The organism is Micromonospora sp. WMMA1996 (assembly GCF_002573675.1).
Lineage (GTDB): Bacteria > Actinomycetota > Actinomycetes > Mycobacteriales > Micromonosporaceae > Micromonospora > Micromonospora sediminicola.
The window spans coordinates 1,517,084-1,536,622 of sequence record NZ_PDHU01000001.1 but is presented as its reverse complement, the minus strand read 5'-3'; the positions used below and the strand labels follow the sequence as shown (position 1 = coordinate 1,536,622).

The 19,539-nt window shown below is 71.4% G+C and carries 14 protein-coding genes; 2 read left to right on the top strand and 12 right to left on the bottom strand.

Going from position 1 to position 19,539, the window contains the following annotated elements; translation table 11 throughout:
• Positions 1-14: 14 nt before the first annotated feature.
• Positions 15-950, bottom strand: coding sequence for a peptidoglycan-binding protein (locus tag COO58_RS07460; RefSeq protein WP_098744302.1), 936 nt, complete (start codon positions 948-950; stop codon positions 15-17).
• Between the two features lie 205 nt (positions 951-1,155).
• Between COO58_RS07460 and COO58_RS07455 the strand changes: the two genes are divergently transcribed.
• Positions 1,156-2,097: an acyltransferase domain-containing protein gene (locus tag COO58_RS07455; RefSeq protein WP_098744301.1), complete on the top strand. Its 942-nt coding sequence runs from the start codon at positions 1,156-1,158 to the stop codon at positions 2,095-2,097.
• 6 nt (positions 2,098-2,103) lie between these two features.
• Here the strand turns inward: COO58_RS07455 and COO58_RS07450 are convergent, their stop codons facing one another.
• The 9 genes from COO58_RS07450 to araB all read right to left on the bottom strand — a co-directional run bounded on the left by COO58_RS07450 (position 2,104) and on the right by araB (position 14,356).
• Positions 2,104-3,093, bottom strand: coding sequence for a LacI family DNA-binding transcriptional regulator (locus COO58_RS07450; protein WP_172967769.1), 990 nt, complete (start codon positions 3,091-3,093; stop codon positions 2,104-2,106).
• A gap of 319 nt (positions 3,094-3,412) precedes the next feature.
• On the bottom strand, positions 3,413-5,470 hold the full coding sequence (locus COO58_RS07445) for an RICIN domain-containing protein (RefSeq protein WP_098744299.1): 2,058 nt from the start codon (positions 5,468-5,470) through the stop codon (positions 3,413-3,415).
• Between the two features lie 267 nt (positions 5,471-5,737).
• On the bottom strand, positions 5,738-7,240 hold the full coding sequence (gene araA, locus COO58_RS07440) for an L-arabinose isomerase (protein WP_098744298.1): 1,503 nt from the start codon (positions 7,238-7,240) through the stop codon (positions 5,738-5,740).
• A 26-nt stretch (positions 7,241-7,266) separates the two neighbouring features.
• The gene (gene yjfF / locus COO58_RS07435) at positions 7,267-8,259 is read right to left on the bottom strand and encodes a galactofuranose ABC transporter, permease protein YjfF (protein ID WP_098744296.1); all 993 of its coding nucleotides are present in this window, start codon (positions 8,257-8,259) and stop codon (positions 7,267-7,269) included.
• The gene (locus COO58_RS07430; RefSeq protein WP_098744295.1) at positions 8,256-9,326 is read right to left on the bottom strand and encodes an ABC transporter permease; all 1,071 of its coding nucleotides are present in this window, start codon (positions 9,324-9,326) and stop codon (positions 8,256-8,258) included. Before COO58_RS07430 ends, yjfF begins: the two co-directional genes overlap by 4 nt.
• The gene (locus tag COO58_RS07425) at positions 9,323-10,867 is read right to left on the bottom strand and encodes a sugar ABC transporter ATP-binding protein (protein ID WP_091573862.1); all 1,545 of its coding nucleotides are present in this window, start codon (positions 10,865-10,867) and stop codon (positions 9,323-9,325) included. Before COO58_RS07425 ends, COO58_RS07430 begins: the two co-directional genes overlap by 4 nt.
• A 68-nt stretch (positions 10,868-10,935) precedes the next feature.
• Positions 10,936-11,928, bottom strand: coding sequence for an ABC transporter substrate-binding protein (locus tag COO58_RS07420; protein WP_091573861.1), 993 nt, complete (start codon positions 11,926-11,928; stop codon positions 10,936-10,938).
• Positions 11,925-12,680: an L-ribulose-5-phosphate 4-epimerase gene (locus COO58_RS07415; RefSeq protein WP_255292543.1), complete on the bottom strand. Its 756-nt coding sequence runs from the start codon at positions 12,678-12,680 to the stop codon at positions 11,925-11,927. Before COO58_RS07415 ends, COO58_RS07420 begins: the two co-directional genes overlap by 4 nt.
• Positions 12,677-14,356: a ribulokinase gene (gene araB, locus COO58_RS07410; RefSeq protein ID WP_098744293.1), complete on the bottom strand. Its 1,680-nt coding sequence runs from the start codon at positions 14,354-14,356 to the stop codon at positions 12,677-12,679. Before araB ends, COO58_RS07415 begins: the two co-directional genes overlap by 4 nt.
• Positions 14,357-15,012: 656 nt before the next feature.
• Between araB and COO58_RS07405 the strand changes: the two genes are divergently transcribed.
• Positions 15,013-16,665, top strand: coding sequence for a ricin-type beta-trefoil lectin domain protein (locus COO58_RS07405; protein ID WP_091573859.1), 1,653 nt, complete (start codon positions 15,013-15,015; stop codon positions 16,663-16,665).
• A gap of 59 nt (positions 16,666-16,724) precedes the next feature.
• Here the strand turns inward: COO58_RS07405 and mmsB are convergent, their stop codons facing one another.
• On the bottom strand, positions 16,725-17,975 hold the full coding sequence (gene mmsB / locus COO58_RS07400; protein ID WP_098744291.1) for a multiple monosaccharide ABC transporter permease: 1,251 nt from the start codon (positions 17,973-17,975) through the stop codon (positions 16,725-16,727).
• Positions 17,972-19,510 (bottom strand): multiple monosaccharide ABC transporter ATP-binding protein, encoded by a 1,539-nt coding sequence (gene mmsA, locus COO58_RS07395; RefSeq protein ID WP_098744289.1) that lies wholly within the window; start codon positions 19,508-19,510, stop codon positions 17,972-17,974. Before mmsA ends, mmsB begins: the two co-directional genes overlap by 4 nt.
• Positions 19,511-19,539: the final 29 nt, after the last annotated feature.

The following is a 19,539-nucleotide window of genomic DNA, read 5'->3' as shown; positions in this document are numbered from 1 at the left end:
CCGCCCCGTCCCCGTCAGTAGGTGCAGCCGGTCGACGGGAGGGTGGCCGGGGCCGGCACGGCCGACCCGTCGTAGAGGGCCAGCAGGAGATTCTGCGGGCAGCGGTTCGCGCCGCCGACCCGTACCTCCAGGTGCAGGTGCGGGCCGGTGGAGTTGCCGGTGGAGCCGGTGTAGCCGATGACCTGGCCCGCGACGACCCGCGCCCCGTCGGCCACCGCCCGGGAGGACAGGTGGCAGTACAGGTAGTAGGTGCCGTCGTCGGCGGTGATGCCGATGCCGTAGCCGCACCCACCGCCGGCGTGGCCGACCGTGCCGGCGGTGATCGCGTACGTCGTCACGCCGCTGTTGGTGGGCAGGTCGATCGCCGGATAGTCGTGGTGCGGGTCGTCGTACTCGGTGCGCGGCAGCACCGAGCGCCCGATGACCAGGGCGTAGGTGCCTCCACCACCACCGTCCCCGAGGAGCCACTGCCAGGTGGTCGCGCCGACGGTGGCGCCGCCGGTGAGCCCTCTGGTGGTCTTGAAACTGGTGACGGCATTGGTGGTGGCCGCGCCCCAGGCGCCGTCGACGGTGAGGCCGTAGCCGTACTTGTTGAGCGCGGTCTGCAGTGCACGTACGGCGTTGTTGTTGGCGCCGGCGTCCAGGGTCACCACGAGGCGGGCCCAGGTCAGGGAACCGACGACCCCGTCGGCGGTGAGCCCGTTGGCGGCCTGGAACGTCCGTACCGCGGTGGTGGTCCCGGCCGTGAAGGCGCCGTCCACGGTCAGGGTCCCCCCGTGGTGGCGGAGCAGGAACTGGGCCGACGCGACGTTCGGACCGGACGTGCCGCCGCTCAGCGTCGGCCAGGCGGGCGTGGCCGCCTGCGCGGCGGCCGGGCCCGTCAGCACCCCGGCGATGGTCAACGCCAGGGCGGCGAGCACTCCGGCCACGCGTCGAAGGGGAATCCTCATCTGCACTCCTCACACCTGGTCCGCCCGCGGAACCGACGCGCACCCATCGATGCACGTCAGTCAATATGAAGGATATGCTCATCGATGGGAGTAAGTTCCGCAAGTATTCTTCACGACCTTGCGGCGACCTCCACCACGCGCACCGGCACGCCGGCCCGGGATCGGGCCTGTCGCCGCGACTCCGCCGGTCGGTAGGGTCGGCCACGTGGATCTCGACAACATCGCCGCGCGGCTCGGGGTTCCGGTCGACGAGGTCGACCGCGTGCACCGGCTCGCCGCCGACCACCCGTCGGCGCCGCTGCCCACGCGGGCCGACGCGCCCGCCCTGCTGGACCGCCTCGCGGTGCCACCGGAGGACGCCGCCGAGATCCTGGCCGGCTGGCCCGACCCGGGCTCCCCACTGTGGACCCCGGAGCTGCGCTGGCTGCTCGACCGCTCGACCGCGATGGTCCGCGCCGACCTCGGTGGCCACGAGTGGCTGCCGCCCGGTCCGGCGCTGCCGCGCGACCGGGGCCCGGCCGGGCGGCACCTCTACGTCTACGCGTACCTGGCCCTGGTGGCGGTCACGCGCGGCTACCACCGCGACCACGGCGTGCCCGACGCCGTGTCCTGGGCGACGCTGGCCGACCTGGGCCGCAACCTGGCCGTCGACCGGCGGATGAATGGCGAGGGCTGGCCGGTCATGCAGAGCTGGCTGACGCTGCACACCCGCGGCGGCCTCTACGAGCTGGGCCGGCTCCAGCACCAGCGCGGCGAGACCATCGGCCTGCACATCCCCGACGCGGGGCCGCTGACCCCGCAGGCGGTCACGGCGTCGCTCGACGAGGCCCGCGCGTTCTTCCCGCGCCACTTCCCGGACGAGCCCCACACGGAGTTCTCCTGCGGCTCGTGGCTGCTCGACCCGCAACTGCGCGAATACCTGCCGGACGACTCGAACATCATCCGCTTCCAGCGGCGGTTCGCGCTGGAGCCCTACGAGGAGCAGGAAGGGCTGGACGGCGACGTCGAGGTGCTGCGGTTCGTGTTCCGCACGCTGAGCACGCCGCTCGACGAGCTGCCGCGCCGCACCGTGCTCCAGCGCGCGGTCGTCGACCACCTCCGCGCCGGCCGCCACTGGCAGTGGCGGCGTGGCCGCTTCCCGATCTGACCCGGCTCAGCGCCGCGGCGGTGGACCCACGCTGCGTCGCGGGATCAGCGTCGGCGCGATGGTCTGGCGCAACGGGCCGACGCCGGCCGACTCGATCTGCGCCAGCAGCAGGTCGAGGCTGGCCCCGGCGACCGCTGCGAAGTCGGGGCGCACGGTGGTCAGCGGCGGGATGAAGTAGGCCGCCTCGGGGACGTCGTCGAACCCGACCACGCTGATGTCGTCCGGCACCCGCCGGCCGTGCTCGTGCAGCGCGCGGAGCACGCCGAGCGCGAGGTGGTCGTTTGCGGTGAAGACGGCGGTGACCTCGGGCATGCGGGCCAGCATCTGCCCGGACCGGTAGCCGGCGGCGGCGGACCAGTCGGCCGGGACCAGTGGCGGTATCTCGGCGCCGGCCAGCTGCAGGGCCTCGCGCCAGCCCTCGATCCGGCCGGCGCTGTCGAACCAGTCCGACGGGCCGGAGACGTGCCAGACCGTGCGGTGCCCGGCGTCGAGGAGGTGCTGGGTGGCGGCCCGGGCGCCGGCGACCTGGTCGACCGTCACCAGCGGGATCGGTCGGCGCGGGTCGCCGTCGACGGTCACCAGCGGCACGTCCTGGGGAAGCCGCTCCAGCGCCTCCCCGGCGGACTCGACCGGCGCGATCACCACGATGCCGGCCACCCGGTGGGCCAGGTGCCGTTCCACCGCCGCGGAGATGGAGCGGTGGTCGAGGTCGCTCACGCTGCCGACGCTGACCGCGAAACCGGCCTCGGCGGCGGTCTGCTCCAGCGCGGCCAGCAGGGAGGCCGGCCCGTAGAGGGTGGTGTTCTGCGCGACCACGCCGATCACCTGGGACCGGCCGGTGACCAGCGCGCGGGCGGCGCGGTTGGGCCGGTAGCCGAGTTCGGTGATGGCCGCCTGGACCCGGAGCCGGGTCTGCTCGCGCACGTTGGGATGCCCGTTGAGGACCCGGGACACCGTCTGGTGCGACACCCCGGCGAGGCGAGCCACGTCCGTCATCGCAGGACCGCGCACGGCCACCTCACTTTCCGACAGCCCGCGGTGGCCGAACCCGGTCGATCTCGACCGGACCGGCCCGGGTGGCGACAGTCTACGCCAGCCGTTCCCGCCGGAACGGCACCGTCCGTCCCGCGTCCGGGCGCCGGCCGCCGAATGCCACGGAATCGTCCACGGCCCCATTCCCCTCCTCCGGCCGGGACGGCGAAGTCCCAGCTCCGCGCCGGTGTATTGGGCCCGGGGTGAGGCTTTTCCGATGATTACCGGAACCCCACCCCGGGCAATTCGCAGATATGTCAACGGTCGTAAATGGTGACCGTTGTCACGGGGTCGTCAACGAGAACTGGCGTACGGTCACCGCGCCACCGAGTGATTGCGTGGCGTAGTTGAAGATGCCGAAGCGGTATCCCATGAAGAACTGCCACGCGTTGTTGAGCGTCAACGCGTTGCCCAACGGGACGAAGGTGACCCCGTCGGTGCTGTAGGAGAACCGTGCCTGCCGGCCGGAGCCGGGCCGGATGTCGGCGTTGGCCCGCAACCAGATCCGCCCGCCGGAGATTGGTGCGCCGGCGATCTCGGTCCCGGTGGAGGTGGTGTTCCAGTTGTCGGATCCCATGGTCAGGCCGTTGGTCATCACCACCCGGGTGGTGCCGTTGTCCCGCCGGACCCCGATCCACGCCGAGCTGTCGCGCAGCATCGCGAGCCCGGCCCGGTCGCCGTCGCGCATGCCCGAGTAGTCCAGCTCCACGGTCCCGGTGGAGGTCGGGCCCTGGATCCGGTGGGTCAGCGTGTTGCGGGCCCGGTAGAGGTCGTTGGTCACGGTGGCGGTTTGCAGCCGCAGGCCGTTGTTCACCGACCAGCGGCTGTTGTCCGGGTTGTGGTTCCACTCGTACTGCACGCCGAGCGTGGTGCCGGCGAAGGTGTCGGTGCCGGTGAGCGGCTTGACCGGGCGCAGCGGCAGCGGGTTGGGATAGCTCGCGCCCCAGGCCCCGTTGACGGTCTGCACCTGCGGCCACCCGTCGGCGGTCCAGGTGATCGGCGCCAGCGTCGGCATCCGGCCGCCCGGGTAGGCGTCGGTGAAGGCCATGTAGTACCAGGAGCCGTTCTGCGTCTGCACGAGCCCGCCCTGGTGCGGCACGCCCCCGCCGGAGATCGGACCGGGCAGGTTGAGCAGCACCTGCCGCTGCTCGTACGGGCCGAACGGGCCGTTGGTGGACTTGAGCACGTACTGGCCGTTGGCCGGCCGGGTGAGCCAGATGTAGTAGGCGCCGTTGCGCTTGTAGAAGCGGGCCCCCTCCAGCGTGCCGATGCTCGACGGCGTCTGGTAGACCTGCTGGGCCCGTACCTGGCTGCGCCCGTCGGCGGACAGCTGCGCCACGCTGATCGTGCCGTTGCCGTACGCCACGTACATCGTGTCGTTGTCGTCGATCAGCATGCCGGCGTCGTAGTAGCAGTTCGGGATGGTGGTCAGCCGGCTCCAGGCGCCGTCGACCGCGCCGGCGGTGTAGATGTGGGTCTGGGCGAAGTCGACGCAACCGGCCCAGTAGTAGGTCCGGTTGCTCGGCCGGTAGTTCAACGTCGACGCCCAGATGCCGTCCACGTACGCGTGCGCGCCGTTGGTCAGGTCGTACTTCGCGCCGAAGTCGAGCCGGGGGACGGAGTGCCCGGCGAACTCCCAGTTCACCAGGTCCCAGGAGCGCAGCACGGGCGCGCCCGGCGAGTAGTGCATGGTCGAGGCGGACATGTAGTAGACGTCCCCGACCCGGATGATGTCGACGTCGGCGAAGTCCTGCCAGACGGCCGGGTTGGTGAACGTGCCGCCCGGGTTCGGGTTGCCGCCGTCCCCGACACGCACCAGTTGCCACTGCTGGTTCGCGCCGTTCCAGTCGTCGTACTGCACGATGTTGCCGCCGTCGGTCGTGGCGGCGTTCTGCACCTCCACGACCTTGTTCGAGTTGCGGTTGACCAGCCGCACGTAGCCGCTGTCCGAATCCGCCAGCCGGAACTGCTGGTTGGTCCCGTTGTGGTCGGACCACTGCACCACGGCCGTACCGTTGGCGGTCGAGGCGCCGGTCACGTCCAGCACCTTGCCCGAGTGCCGCGACCGGATCCGGTACCAGCCGCCACCGGAGTCCACGAACTGCCACTGCTGCCAGGCCCCGTCGTTGCGCGACCACTGGGTGATCCGCGCCCCGTCGTTCGTGGCCTGGTTGTACAGGTCCAGCGCCTTGCCGCTGTTGCGGTTCACCAGCACGTACCACGCGCCGGTGTCCACCGTCGCGGCCGACGCCGGCACCGGCGCCACCGTCACCAGCGCGCCGCCGACCAGCATCGCCGCCAACCCCGCCAGGAGCCGGGCCAACCGACCTCTGCTCACCATGACTCTCCTTCGTCGACCGGTTCCGGGGCGGGACGACGCAGGCGGCACCGCCCATGTGATCGCTAACAGTCGTTCGCGCCGGAAGGGAGTCGGATCTCCGCACAGCTGCGGCGCGGTCTCGGCCCGGAACGGTCCGCGCGCGATGTCGACGACCCGACACATCGACTGTGAGCGATAACATGACGTTCGTCAAGGCGTGACCCGGCGGACACATCCGGGTGGCGGGCCCCGGCCCGGGACCCGCCACCCGGCGTGCCGCCGCGCGCCTCAGAACCCCCGGGCGAGCCGGTAGTACGCCTGGTTCCAGCGCAGCTCGTCGGCGAACCGGTGCGGCGCCGTGTCGGCGTCGATGACGACCAGCTCGGTGCGGGCCATCGCCGCCAGGTCGCGTAGCTCCTCCACCCCCACGGCCTGGGAGAGCACGGTGTGGTGCGGGCCGCCCGCGGTGATCCACGCCTCCGCCGAGCCGGCCAGGTCGGGGCGCGGCCGCCAGACCGCGCGGGCCACCGGCAAGCGGCGCAGCGGGTGCGGCGGCGGCACCACGTCCACCTCGTTGGCGACCAGCCGGAACCGCTCCCCCATGTCGGCCATGCCGAGCACGACGGCCGGGCCGGACGCCGCGTCGAACACCAACCGGACCGGATCCTCCCGCCCGCCGATGCTCAGCGGGTGCACCTCCGCCGTGGGCACGTCGGCGGCGATGCTCGGACAGACCTCCAGCATGTGCGCGCCGAGGACCAGTTCCTGGCCGACCGTCAGGTCGTAGGTGTAGTCCTCCATGAACGACGTGCCGCCGTCGATGCCGACGGCCATCGCCTTCAACGTCCGCACCAGCACGGAGGTCTTCCAGTCCCCCTCGCCGCCGAAGCCGTACCCGTCGGCCATCAGCCGCTGCACCGCGATGCCCGGGAGCTGACGCAGCCCGCCCAGGTCCTCGAAGTTGGTGGTGAAGGCGCGGAAGCCGCCCTCGTCGAGGAACGCCCGCAGGCCCAACTCCTGGCGGGCGGCGTAGCGCAGCGAGTCGTGCCGGGCGCCGCCGGGCCGCAGGTCGGCGTCCACCCGGTAGGTGTCGTCGTACTCCTTGACCAGGTCGTCCACCTGCGCGTCGGCGACCTGGTCGACGGCCGCGACCAGGTCGTTCACGCCGTAGGTGTTGACCGAGACGCCGAACCGCAGCTCCGCCTCGACCTTGTCCCCCTCGGTCACCGCGACGTCGCGCATGTTGTCGCCGAAGCGGGCCAGCCGCAACGACCGCACCGCCGACCAGCCGACCGCGGCGCGGGCCCAGGCCGCGACCCGTCCGACCACCCGCGGGTCGGTGACGTGCCCGGCGACGGTCTTGCGGGCCACCCCGAGCCGGGTCTGGATGTAGCCGAACTCGCGGTCGCCGTGCGCGGCCTGGTTCAGGTTCATGAAGTCCATGTCGATGGTGTCCCAGGGCAGCGCCACGTTCGCCTGGGTGTGCAGGTGCAGCAGCGGCGTCTGCAGCGCGTCCAGGCCGGCGATCCACATCTTCGCCGGGGAGAACGTGTGCATCCAGGCGATCACCCCGACCGCGCCCCGCACGGCCGCGTCCCGGCAGACGGCGAGGATGTCCGTGCCGGAGGTCAGGACCGGCTTCCAGACCACGCGTACGGGGATGTCCGGCGACTCGTCCAGGCACGCCGCGATCTGCCGGGACTGCTCGGCGACCTGCCGCAGGGTGTCCTCGCCGTAGAGGCCCTGGCTGCCGGTGAGGAACCAGACCTCGGGCTGGGGGTGAGTTGCCATGTTGTTGCCTTCCGCGCTAGGAACCGTCACTTGAACCGGATGCCGATGAGGCGCTGGAGGAGGATGAACGCGAACAGCAGGCCGCCGATCACGATCTTGGTCCACCAGGAGTTGAGGCTGCCGTCGAACGTGATCAGGGTCTGGATGACGCCCAGCACCAGCACGCCGAGGACGGTGCCGAAGACGTATCCGGATCCACCGGTGAGCACGGTGCCGCCGATCACGACGGCGGCGATCACGTCCAGTTCCATGCCGACGGCGATCAACGGCGCGCCGGACAGCGTGTAGAACGACAGCAGGATGCCGCCGATCGCCGAGCAGAGCCCGCTGATGGTGTAGACGGCGATCCGGGTCCGCGCCACCGGCAGGCCCATCAGCAACGCCGACTGCGCGTTGCCGCCGACGGCGTACACGTTGCGGCCGAACCGGGTGTACGCCAGCACGTACGCCGCCACCAGGACCACCGCGAACGCGATCAGCACGCTGATCGACACGAAGTTGCCGGCCGGGTTCCCGATGCGCTGCTGCGACATGCCGGTCCAGAAGCCGTCGGTGATGGAGATCGAGGCGCCGCTGATGAACGTGCACATGCCCCGGGCGAAGAACATCCCGGCGAGCGTGACGATGAACGGTTGGATGTCGAAGAAGTGGATCGCGCAGCCCATCAGGAAGCCCAGCGTCGGTCCGATCAGCAGCGCGATGACCAGGACCAGGGCCGCCGGCATGCCGTCGCGCAGCAGGGCGGCCGACACCATGGCGGTCATGGCGACCACCGAGCCCACGGAGAGGTCGATGCCGCCGGTGAGGATCACGAAGGTCATGCCGACCGCGACGACGAGCACGAAGCCGTTGTCGATGAAGACGTTGAAGACGACCTGGACGTTGGAGAACGCGCGGTACTGGGACACCCCGATGCCGTACATGACCAGCAGCAGGGCCAGCGTGGCCAGGACCGGGACGTGCCGCCGGGGCAGTCCGGGCCGCCAGGACCGGGCGACGGTCGACGACGCGCTGCTCATGCCGGCACCTGCTCCTTCTCCCGTTGGGGCGCCGCCGGGCCGGGTTCGACGCCACGGCGTCGACGACGGAACCGGGCCCGGAACGCCGGGGCCTGCACGAGGCAGACCGCGATGACGACGACGGCCTTGAACAGCAGCGACGTCTGGGGCGAGATGTTCATGGCGTACACCGTGGTGGTCAGGGTCTGGATGATCAGCGCGCCCAGGACGGTGCCGCCGAGCGAGAACCGGCCGCCGGCCAGCGAGGTGCCGCCGATCACCACCGCGAGGATCGCGTCGAGTTCGATCCACAGGCCGGCGGCGTTGCCGTCCGCGCTGGACACGTTCGCGGTGACCATGAAGCCGGCGAGCGCGGCGCAGGCGGCGCTGACCACGTAGACCAGGAAGACGATCCGCCGGGACCGGATGCCGGCGAGCCGGCTCGCCTCGGCGTTGCCGCCCACCGACTCGACGATCAGCCCGAGCGCGGTGCGCCGGGTGAACGCGGCCACCAGCAGCGCCGCGGCCAGGGCGATCAGGATGGCCAGCGGCAGGGTGAGGAGGTGTCCGAGCCCGATCGCCCGGTACGGGCCGGAGTTGATCGTGATGATCTGCCCCTCGGTGACCAGCTGGGCGATCCCCCGCCCGGCCACCATGAGGATCAGCGTGGCGATGATGGGTTGGATGCCGATGACGGCGACCAGCACCCCGTTCCAGGCGCCGAGCACCAACGCGGCCCCGAAGGCCAGGGCCAGCGCGGTGAGCACGGTGGACGGGCTGTCCGGGTCGGCCGCCCGGCTGATGTGCAGGCAGGCGATCGCCCCGCTGATGGCGCAGAGCGAGCCGACGGACAGGTCGATGCCGCCGGTGGCGATGACGAGGGTCATGCCGAGCGCGACCAGGATCAGCGGCGCGCTCAACCGGAGGATGTCGACCGGCGTGCCGTACAGGTGGCCGTTCTTGACCTCGACGGCGAGGAAGCCGGGTCGGTAGACGGTGTTCGCGGCGATCATGACCACGAGCACGAGGGCCGGCCAGAACAGACGGTGGCCGGTCACCGGGCGGAGGCGGTCGGCGACGGTGGTCATCGGGTCACCTCCTCCCTCGGGGTTCCGCTGGCGATGGTGCGCATGACGCGGTCGGCGTCGAGCGAGTCGTCGTTGGTGAGCTGGGCGACCATCTCGCGGTCCCGCATGACCGCGACCCGGTGGCTCAGGCGCAGCACCTCCTCCAGCTCGGCGGAGATGAACAGCACCGCCATGCCGCCGTCGGAGAGCTGCACCACCAGCTTCTGGATCTCGGCCTTGGCGCCGACGTCGATGCCGCGGGTGGGCTCGTCCAGGATGAGCAGGCGCGGCTCGGTGATCAGCCAGCGCGCCAGCAGCACCTTCTGCTGGTTGCCGCCGGAGAGGTTGCGCACCGGCAGCTCCGGGTTCGCCGGCCGGATGCTGAGCGCCTCGACGTACCGGCGGACCAGCTCGTCCTGCCGGCGGCGCGGAACCGGACGCAGCCAGCCACGCGCGGCCTGCATCGCCAGGATCATGTTCTCCCGGACCGACAGCTCCGGCACGATGCCCTCCGCGCGGCGGTTCTCCGAGCAGAAGCCGATGCCCTGCTCGATGGCCTGGACCGGGGTACGCAGCGGCGAACGGCCCCCGTCGAGGCGGACCTGGCCGTGGTCGGCGCGGTCGGCGCCGAAGAGCAGGCGGGCGACCTCGGTGCGGCCGGAGCCGAGCAGGCCGGCCAGGCCGACCACCTCACCGGCCTCGATGCGCAGGCTGAACGGGGCGACCGCGCCCCGCCGCCCCAGCTCCACGGCGTCCACCAGCGGGTCCGTCCCGGCGGGGGCGACGGTGGCGCGCTTCTGCTGCTCGTCGAGCCGTTCCAGCACGTCGAGTTCCTGGCCGATCATCTTCTCGACCAGGCTGAACTGGGGCAGTTCCTCGGTGCGGTACTCCCCCACCAGGGTGCCGTTGCGCAGCACGGTGATCCGGTCGGCGATGCCGTAGACCTGGTCCAGGAAGTGGGTGACGAACAGGATGGCGATCCCCTCGTCGCGCAGCTGTCGCATGATCCGGAACAGTTGCGCGACCTCGCCCGCGTCGAGGCTGGAGGTCGGCTCGTCGAGGATGAGCACCCGCGCCCGCACGTCGATCGCCCGGGCGATCGCCACCATCTGCTGCACGGCCAGCGAGTACGTGCCGAGCTGCGCGGTGACGTCGAGGTCGAGGTCGAGCCGGGCCAGCAGCTCGCGGGCGCGCCGGCGCATCTCGCCCCAGCGCACGGCGCCGAGGCGGCGCGGCTCCCGGCCGATGAAGACGTTCTCCGCCACCGACAGGTTCGTGCAGAGGTTGACCTCCTGGTAGACGGTGCTCACGCCGGCCGCGGCGGCCTGCATCGGCCCGCTGAAGGAGACCTGCTCACCGTTGAGCGTGACGACGCCCGCGTCGGTGCCGTAGACGCCGGTCAACACCTTGATCAGGGTCGACTTGCCGGCGCCGTTCTCGCCCATCAGGGCGTGGACCTCGCCCGGGAACAGCCGGAAGTCGACGTCGTGCAGCGCACGGACCCCGGGGAAGGTCTTGCTGATGCCGGTCATGGTCAGGACCGGACGCTCACCCGTACCCATCGGACCTCTTCTTCGACGGTGGTGGCGCGGGGGTCGCCGTCGGCGCGACGGCGACCCCCGCGGGTGGGTCAGTACTTGCGGTTGGGCAGCGCCTCCTTGGCCTGCTCCTGGGTGAAGGTGGTCTCCTCGGTCTCGATCCGGGCCGGGACCTCCTCGCCGGCCTTGACCTTCTTCACCAGGTCCATCAGCTGCGGGCCGAGCAGCGGGCTGCACTCGGCGATGAAGTTGAACTTGCCGTCCGCGAGCGCCTGCATGCCGTCCTTCACCGCGTCGACGGTGATGATGGTGATGTCCTTGCCGGGCACCTTGCCCGCCGCGGTGATCGCCTCCAGCGCGCCCAGACCCATGTCGTCGTTGTGGGCGAAGAGCACGTCGATCTTCGGGTTGGCCTTGAGGAACTGCTCCATCACCTGCTTGCCGCCGGCGCGGGTGAAGTCACCGGACTGCGAGGCGATGATCTTCAGGTTGGGGTTGGCCGCGATCGCGCCGGCGAAGCCCTCCTTGCGGTCGTTCGCCGGCGCCGAGCCGGTGGTGCCCTGCAGCTCGACGATGTTGACCGGGCCCGACGCCGACTTCTTCTGCTCCACCAGCCACTCGCCGGCGAGCCGTCCCTCCTTCTTGAAGTCCGAGCCGAGGAACGTCTTGTAGAGCGACTTGTCGGCCGAGTCGACCGCGCGGTCGGTCAGGATCACCGGGATCTTGGCGTCCTTGGCCTCCTTCAGCACGGTGTCCCAGCCGGACTCGACGACCGGCGAGAAGGCGATGACGTCGACCTTCTGCTGGATGAAGTTGCGGATCGCCTTGATCTGGTTCTCCTGCTTCTGCTGCGCGTCGTCGAACTTCAGCTCGATGCCGGCCTCGCCCGCCGCCTCCTTGATCGAGGTGGTGTTCGCGGTGCGCCAGCCGCTCTCCGCGCCGACCTGGGAGAAACCCAGGACGATCTTGTCGTCGCCGCCGGACCCGCCGCCGGTGTCGCTGTTGCCGCAGGCGACCATGCCGCCGGCGAGCAGCACGCCGGCGAGGGCCGCGATGACGGTGCGTGCCGTGCTCCTGGTTCTCATCGGTTCTCCTCGTGGTGGGGTGAGCCGGACGCGCGGCCGACAGGGCCGGCACGACCGGGTGTGGTGGTGGGGTCGGTGGTCGGGCGTTGGCCGTAGACGTTCTGGTAGCGGTCGTGCAGCGCGTCGACGTCGGCCGCCGCGATCGGCAGCGGCGGCCCGAGCGCGCGGGCCAGGTGGGCGGTGCGGGCCACGTCCTCGCACATCACCGCGGCCTTGACCGCCGCCCGGGCGTCCCGGCCGATGGTGAAGACGCCGTGGTTGCGCATGAGCACCGCGGGCGAGCGGTGCCCGGCCAGGGTGCTGACGATCCCCTTGCCGATGTCGTCGCCGCCGATCAGGGCGAACGGCCCGACCGGGATCTCGCCGCCGAACTCGTCGGCCTGGGCGGTCAGCCAGCACGGGATCGCCTCGCCCCGCGCCGCCCACGCGGTGGCGTAGCCGCTGTGGGTGTGCACCACACCGCCGACCTCGGGCATCGCCCGGTAGACGTACGCGTGCGCGGCGGTGTCGCTCGACGGCGAGCCGCCGCCGTCCACGACGGTGCCGCCGAGGTCGCAGACCACCATCGTGTCGGCGGTCAGGTCGTCGTAGTCCACCCCGCTGGGCTTGATGACCATCAGCTCCTGCCCGGGAACGCGGGCCGAGACGTTGCCGGCGGTCCAGGCCACCAGGTCGTAGCGGGTCAGCTCGCGGTGCAGCCGGGCCACGGTCTCGCGCACCGCGGCGACCTGCCGGGCGACGTCGGCGTTCATCCGATCACCTCCAGAACCGGGTCGGTCTGCGCGGCGGCGTCCCGCGCCGCGTTCCGGATCGCCCGCAGGCGCAGCATCACGTCGTCACCGCCGCGACCGAAGTGGTCGTGCAGCGCGCGGTACTCGGCGTAGAGCGCGTCGTAGGCCCGGACGTTCTCCGGTACGGGCCGGTAGACGCCCTCGTCCACCCGCCCCATCGCGGCCGACGCCTCATGGATCGTCGGGTACGCGCCGGCGGCGACCGCCGCGTGGATCGCGGACCCGAGCGCCGGCCCCTGGGCGGAGCCGATGATGCCGAGCGGACGGTTGGTGACGTCGGCGTAGATCTGCATCAGCAGCCGGTTCGAGGTGAGCCCGCCGGCGACCACCAGGTCGTCGACCGGGACGCCGGCCTCGGCGAACGCCTCGATGATCATCCGGGTGCCGTACGCGGTGGCCTCCAGCAGGGCGCGGTAGACGTCCGGCGGCCGGGTGGCCAGCGTCAGCCCGACGACCAGCCCGCTGAGGTCGTGGTTGACCAGCAACGACCGGTTGCCGTTCCACCAGTCCAGCGCGACCAGGCCGTGCGCGCCGACCGGTTGGGCGGCGGCCAGCTCGGTGAGCCGCTCGTGCGAGTCCAGACCCGCCGGGGCGGCGTTGCGGACGAACCAGCCGAAGATGTCACCCACGCCGCTCTGCCCGGCCTCGAAGCCCCAGGCGCCAGGGCTGATGCCGCCGTCGACCACACCGCACATGCCCGGCACCTCGGCCGGGTGCGTGCCGTTGAGCACGTGGCAGGTGGACGTCCCCATGATCGCCACCAGCCGGCCCGGGCGCAGTGCCTGCGCGGCGGCGGCGGTGACGTGCGCGTCGACGTTGCCCACGGCGACCGCGATGCCCTCGGGCAGCCCGGTCCAGGCCGCCGCCCGGGCGCCGAGCGTGCCCGCCCGCGCGCCCAGCGGCAGTAGCGGACCGTCCAGTTTGGCGACGAAGTCGGTGAAGTCGGGGTCGAGCGCGCCGAGGTAGTCCGCCGACGGGTACCGGCCGTCCTGCCGGATGCCCTTGTAGCCCGCGGTGCAGGCGTTGCGGGTCTCCACCCCGCACAGCTCCCAGACGATCCAGTCGGCGGCCTCGACGAAGCGTTCGGCCCGGCGATAGACCTCGGGATCCTCGGTGAGGATCTGCAACCCCTTGGCGAACTGCCACTCGGCGGAGATCTTGCCGCCGTAGCGGCCGATCCACGGCTCGCCCCGCTCGTGGGCGAGGGCGTTGATCCGGTCGGCCTGCGGCTGGGCCGCGTGGTGCTTCCAGAGCTTCACCCAGGCGTGCGGCCGGTGCCGCAGCTCCGGCACCTCGCACAGCGGGGTGCCGTCGGCGAGGGTCGGCAAAACGGTGCAGGCGGTGAAGTCGGTGCCGATGCCGACGACCAGGGCCGGATCCACGCCGGCGACGGCCAGCGCGGCGGGCACCGCCTCGCGCAGCACGTCGCGGTAGTCGTCGGGGTCCTGGAGCGCCCAGTCCGGGGGCAGCGCCGGGCCGCCGTCGGGCAGGGCCGACTCGATGACCCCGTGGCGGTAGTCGTGCACCGCCGTGCCGACCTCCGCGCCGTCGCGCACCCGCACCACGAGCGCCCGCCCGGACAGCGTGCCGAAATCGACCCCGACCACGTACCGGTCGGCCGCGTCCACTTCGCTCATCTGCACCTCCGCCGCATCACGGAGGTTAGTGTTAGCGCTCACATACACATCCGTCAAGACACCTCTGCGCAACAGCTACGTAACGGGGAGCGCCATCGGGTGAGCGATCACCACGGTGGCCACCGGACCGGCGGGGCCGCCGTGCGGACGAGATCCCCGACGCTCCGCGGCGACGGTCGGTCCGGGTGCCGGAACGTGCCTGTGTTAGCGAAAACATCCTGAGCCTCCGAGAACGCCTGCGAGGACGCGGTCGACGACACCCGGGGCCCGCCCTTCGAGGCCCTCCCGCCGGCCGGCAGAGAGCCCTTCAGCGGCCGTTTCCCTCTCCAAGCCCGCCCCGAGGACGCGCCGACCACCCCGCCCCACGAGGCCCGCCGCTATTTACAGGCTTTAATGTCAGCGATAACATCCGCGGCATCACCGCACCGACGTGGCACTCCGTGGACGACCCCGCACCGCAGCGCGGCGGCGACGGACGACGACCCGGGTGACCGCCGGACCCCACCACCCGGAGCGGCCGACCGCGATCCGCCGACCCGTCCCGAACGCCGCGCCGTCTCGTCCCGGGCCGGCGCGCTGGCGCGCGGGCCGGCGACAGGCGGGCCGCTCCGCCGCGGCCGTCGGCACGGCCGGCGTCCGCCCAGCGAGGAGGATCAGTGCGCAGACGGACACGATGGATGCTGGCCGCCCTGGGCGTCACGGCGGTGGCGCTCACGGCCACCGTCACCGACGGGGTCGTGGCCCCACGCCCGGCCCGGGCGCTCGACAACGGCGTCGCCCGCACCCCGCCGATGGGGTGGAACACCTGGAACACCTTCGGCTGCAACATCAACGAGACCCTCATCCGGCAGACCGCCGACGCGATCGTCGCGAACGGGCTGCGCGACCTCGGGTACCGGTACGTCGTGGTCGACGACTGCTGGTTCGACCCCAACCGGGACGCCCAGGGCAACCTGCAGGCCCACCCGCAGCGGTTCCCGAGCGGGATGAAGGCGCTCGGCGACTACCTGCACGCCCGGGGACTGCTGTTCGGCATCTACCAGGTGCCGCTGGACAAGACCTGCGCCCAGGTCGGCGGCGCCTTCCCCGGCGCCACCGGCAGCCTCAACCACGAGTACCAGGACGCGCGGCAGTTCGCCGCGTGGGGCGTCGACTACCTCAAGTACGACTGGTGCTCCTCCACCGGGACGATCAACGACCAGGTGGCCAGGTTCGGCATCATGCGCGACGCGCTGGCGTCCACCGGCCGGCAGATCGTCTACAGCATCAACCCGAACAGCTACCACGCCAAGACCGGGCCGCAGCGCAACTGGAGCGACGTGGCGAACCTCTGGCGCACCACCGAGGACATCACCAACGCGTGGAACACCGGCCAGACCAACGGCTACCCGATGGGGATCCAGAACATCGTCGACGTCACCGTGCCGCTGGCCGGCTACGCCGCCCCCGGCGGGTTCAACGACCCCGACATGCTGGAGGTCGGCCGGGGCGGCATGACCGACACCGAGATGCGCAGCCACTTCGCGCTCTGGTCGGTCCTGGCCGCGCCGCTGATGATGGGCCACGACGCGCGGTCGACGAACGCGGCCACGCTGGCCATCCTGCGCAACCAGAACCTGGTCGCGATCAACCAGGACACGCTCGGCCGCCAGGCGGTCCAGGTCGCCAACGACGGCACCCGGCGGGTGCTGGCCAAGCCGCTGGCCAACGGCGACGTCGCGGTCGCCCTGTTCAACCAGGGCAGCAGCACCACGACCGTCTCCACCACGGCCGCGGCGGTGGGCAAGAGCGGCAGCTCGTTCACCCTGCGCGACGCGTGGACCGACGCCACCACCAGCACCTCGGGCGCGATCTCCGCCAGCGTGCCGGCCCACGGCACGGTGGTCTACCGGGTCAGCGGCGGCACCACCTCCCCGCCGCCCACCCCGACCACGTTCCGGCTGCGCAGCGAGTCGGCCGGGCGCTGCCTCGACGTCGACAACTCCGGTACCGCCAACGGCACCGGCACGCTGGTCTGGGACTGTCACGGCAACCCGAACCAGCAGTTCACCGCCACCGGGCAGGCGTTGCAGGTGCTGGGCAAGTGCCTGGACGTGCCGACGAACGCGAGCGCCGGCACGCGGGTGCAGATCTGGGACTGCAACGGCGGCACGAACCAGCAGTGGACGTTCAACGGCAACGGCACGGTGAGCAACGTCCGCTTTCCGTCGCTGTGCCTGGACGTCGAGAACGGCGGCACCGCCAACGGCAGCCGGGTGATCGTCTGGACCTGTCACGGCAACACCAACCAGCGGTGGAGCCGGGCCTGACCGGCGCCGGCCGGTGACCGAACGGCCGGCCGGACGGCACGTGACCGTCCGGCCGGTCGTCACCGGGCGCCCGCGGCGCGGCGCTTGTTCCAGATGTCGAACGCCACCGCGACGAGCAGGACCAGGCCCTTCACCACCGACTGCACGGACTGGTCGACGCCCATGAGCTGCATGCCGTTGCTCATCACCGCCATGATCAGGCCACCGACCATGGCGCCGACCACGGTGCCGACCCCGCCGGTGACCGCCGCGCCGCCGATGAAGGCCGCCGCGATCGCGTCCAGCTCGAACATGTTGCCCGCCGCCGGCTGGGCCCCGTTGGAGCGGGAGGAGTAGATCACCCCGGCCACGGCGGAGAGGAAGCCCATGTTGACGAAGACCCAGAAGTTGACCCGCTTCACCCGCACGCCGGACAGCGTCGCCGCCGGCAGGTTGCCGCCGATCGCGTACACCTGCCGGCCGAACACCGTACGGCGGGTGAGCAGGCCGTAGACCAGCACCAGCACGGCCAGGACGATCAGCACGATCGGCAGGCCCCGGGCGTGGGCGAGCTGCCAGGCGAACCACATGACGACCGCGCCGACCACCGCCACCCGGAGGACGAACAGCGGGAACGACTCGACGGGCTGTTCGTGCCGCACCCGGGCCACCCGGGTGCGGAAGACGCTGGCGGCGTATCCGACCACCGCGAAGACGCCGATGAACAGCGTGAACGCGTCGAACCCCTGCCCGCCGAGAAGCCCGTTGAGGAACCCGGCGGCCACCCGCTGGTATTCCTCCGGGAAGGGCGAGAGCGAGATGTTGTCCAGCACCCGCAGCGTCAGCCCGCGGAACAGCAGCATGCCGGCCAGGGTGACGATGAAGGCCGGGATCCCGGCGTACGCGACCCAGAGGCCGTGCCACGCGCCCACCGCGACGCCCACGGCGAGCGCGGCGAGGACGCCCGCCCACCAGGGCAGGCCCTCCCGGATGACGAGCACCGCCGAGACCGCGCCGGTGAGCGCCACCACCGACCCCACGGACAGGTCGATGTGCCCGCCGATGATCACGATGACCATGCCGATCGCGAGCACCAGGATGTAGGAGTACTGGAGCACGATGTTGGTGATGTTGCCCGGGCTGAGCGAGACGCCGTCGGTGAGGACCGCGAACAGCGCGACGATCACCACCAGGGCGATGTAGATGCCGCTCTGGCGCAGGTTGCCGAGGATCAGCGTGCGGGGGTCGCTGGTCCCGGTGTGCAGGGTGGCGGTCGCCCCGGCGTCGGGCGCGGCCACCTTCGGGGAGTTGGAGGGCTTCGTGCTGGTCATCCGACGCGATCCCTGTCCTTGGTCATGAGTTCCATCAGGTTCTCCTGGGTGGCCTCGCCCACCGGCAGCTCGCCGGTGATCCGACCGGCCGCCAGGGTGTAGATGCGGTCGCACATGCCCAGCAGCTCGGGCAGCTCGGAGGAGATGACGACGACCGCCTTCCCGTCCGCCACCAGGCGGTTGACGATCGTGTAGATCTCGAACTTCGCTCCCACGTCGATGCCCCGGGTCGGTTCGTCCAGGATCAACACGTCGGGGTCGGTGAACAGCCACTTCGCCAGCACGACCTTCTGCTGGTTGCCGCCGGAGAGCTTGCCCACCGACGCCATCACCGTCGGCGTCTTGATGTTCATGTCGCGCCGCCCCCGCTCGGCGACGTCGATCTCCCGGTTGCCGTCGATCCAGCCGTGCCGGGCCAGCTTGCCGAGAGCGGCGGCCGAGATGTTGCCGCGCACGTCGTCGATCAGGTTCAGGCCGTAGTGCTTGCGGTCCTCGGTGGCGTAGGCGATGCCGTTCGCGATGGCCTCGGCCACCGTCCGGGCCCGCACCTGGCGGCCGTTGAGGTAGAGCCGTCCGCTGATCTCCCGCCCGTACGCGCGGCCGAACACGCTCATCGCCAGTTCGGTGCGGCCGGCGCCCATCAGGCCGGCGATGCCGACCACCTCGCCGGCCCGCACGGAGAGCGAGGCCCGGTCGACCACCAGCCGGTCCTGGGTCGGATGGCGCACCGTCCAGTCCTCGATCCGCAGCACCTCGGCCCCGGGCGTCACCGACCGGGGCGGGTAGAACGCGGACAGGTCGCGCCCGACCATGCCGCGGATGATCCGCTCCTGCGTCACGGCGCCGTCGCGCATGTCGAGCGTCTCGACCGTCCGGCCGTCCCGGATCACCGTGGTGGAGTCGGCGACCGCTGTGATCTCACCCAGTTTGTGCGAGATCATGATGCAGGTGATGCCCTGGTCGCGGAGCCGGCGCATCAGGTCCAGCAGATGTGCCGAGTCGACGTCGTTGAGTGCCGCGGTCGGCTCGTCCAGGATGAGCAGCCGCACCTTCTTGGACAGCGCCTTGGCGATCTCGACCAGTTGCTGCTTGCCCACCCCGAGCTGGACCACCGGGGTCACCGGGTTCTCGTGCAACCCGACCTCGCGCAGCAGCGCCGCCGCCTCGGCGTTGGTCCGGTGCCAGTCGATGAGCCCGCCGCGGCCCCGGCGCTCGTTGCCGAGGAAGATGTTCTCGGCGATCGACAGGTACGGCACCAGCGCCAGTTCCTGGTGGATGATCACGATGCCGCGGGACTCGCTGTCCCGGATCCCGCGGAAGTCGACCGGCTCGCCGTCGAAGACGATCTCCCCGTCGTAGCTGCCGGTCGGGTACACCCCGGACAGCACCTTCATCAGGGTGGACTTGCCGGCGCCGTTCTCGCCGCAGATCGCGTGGATCTCGCCGCGCCGGACGGCGAGTGAGACGTCCTGGAGCGCCGCCACCCCGGGAAAGGTCTTCGTGATGTTCCGCATGTCGAGGATGTGATCGCTCATGGCAACCGTCCTGGTCGTGGCCGTCGGGT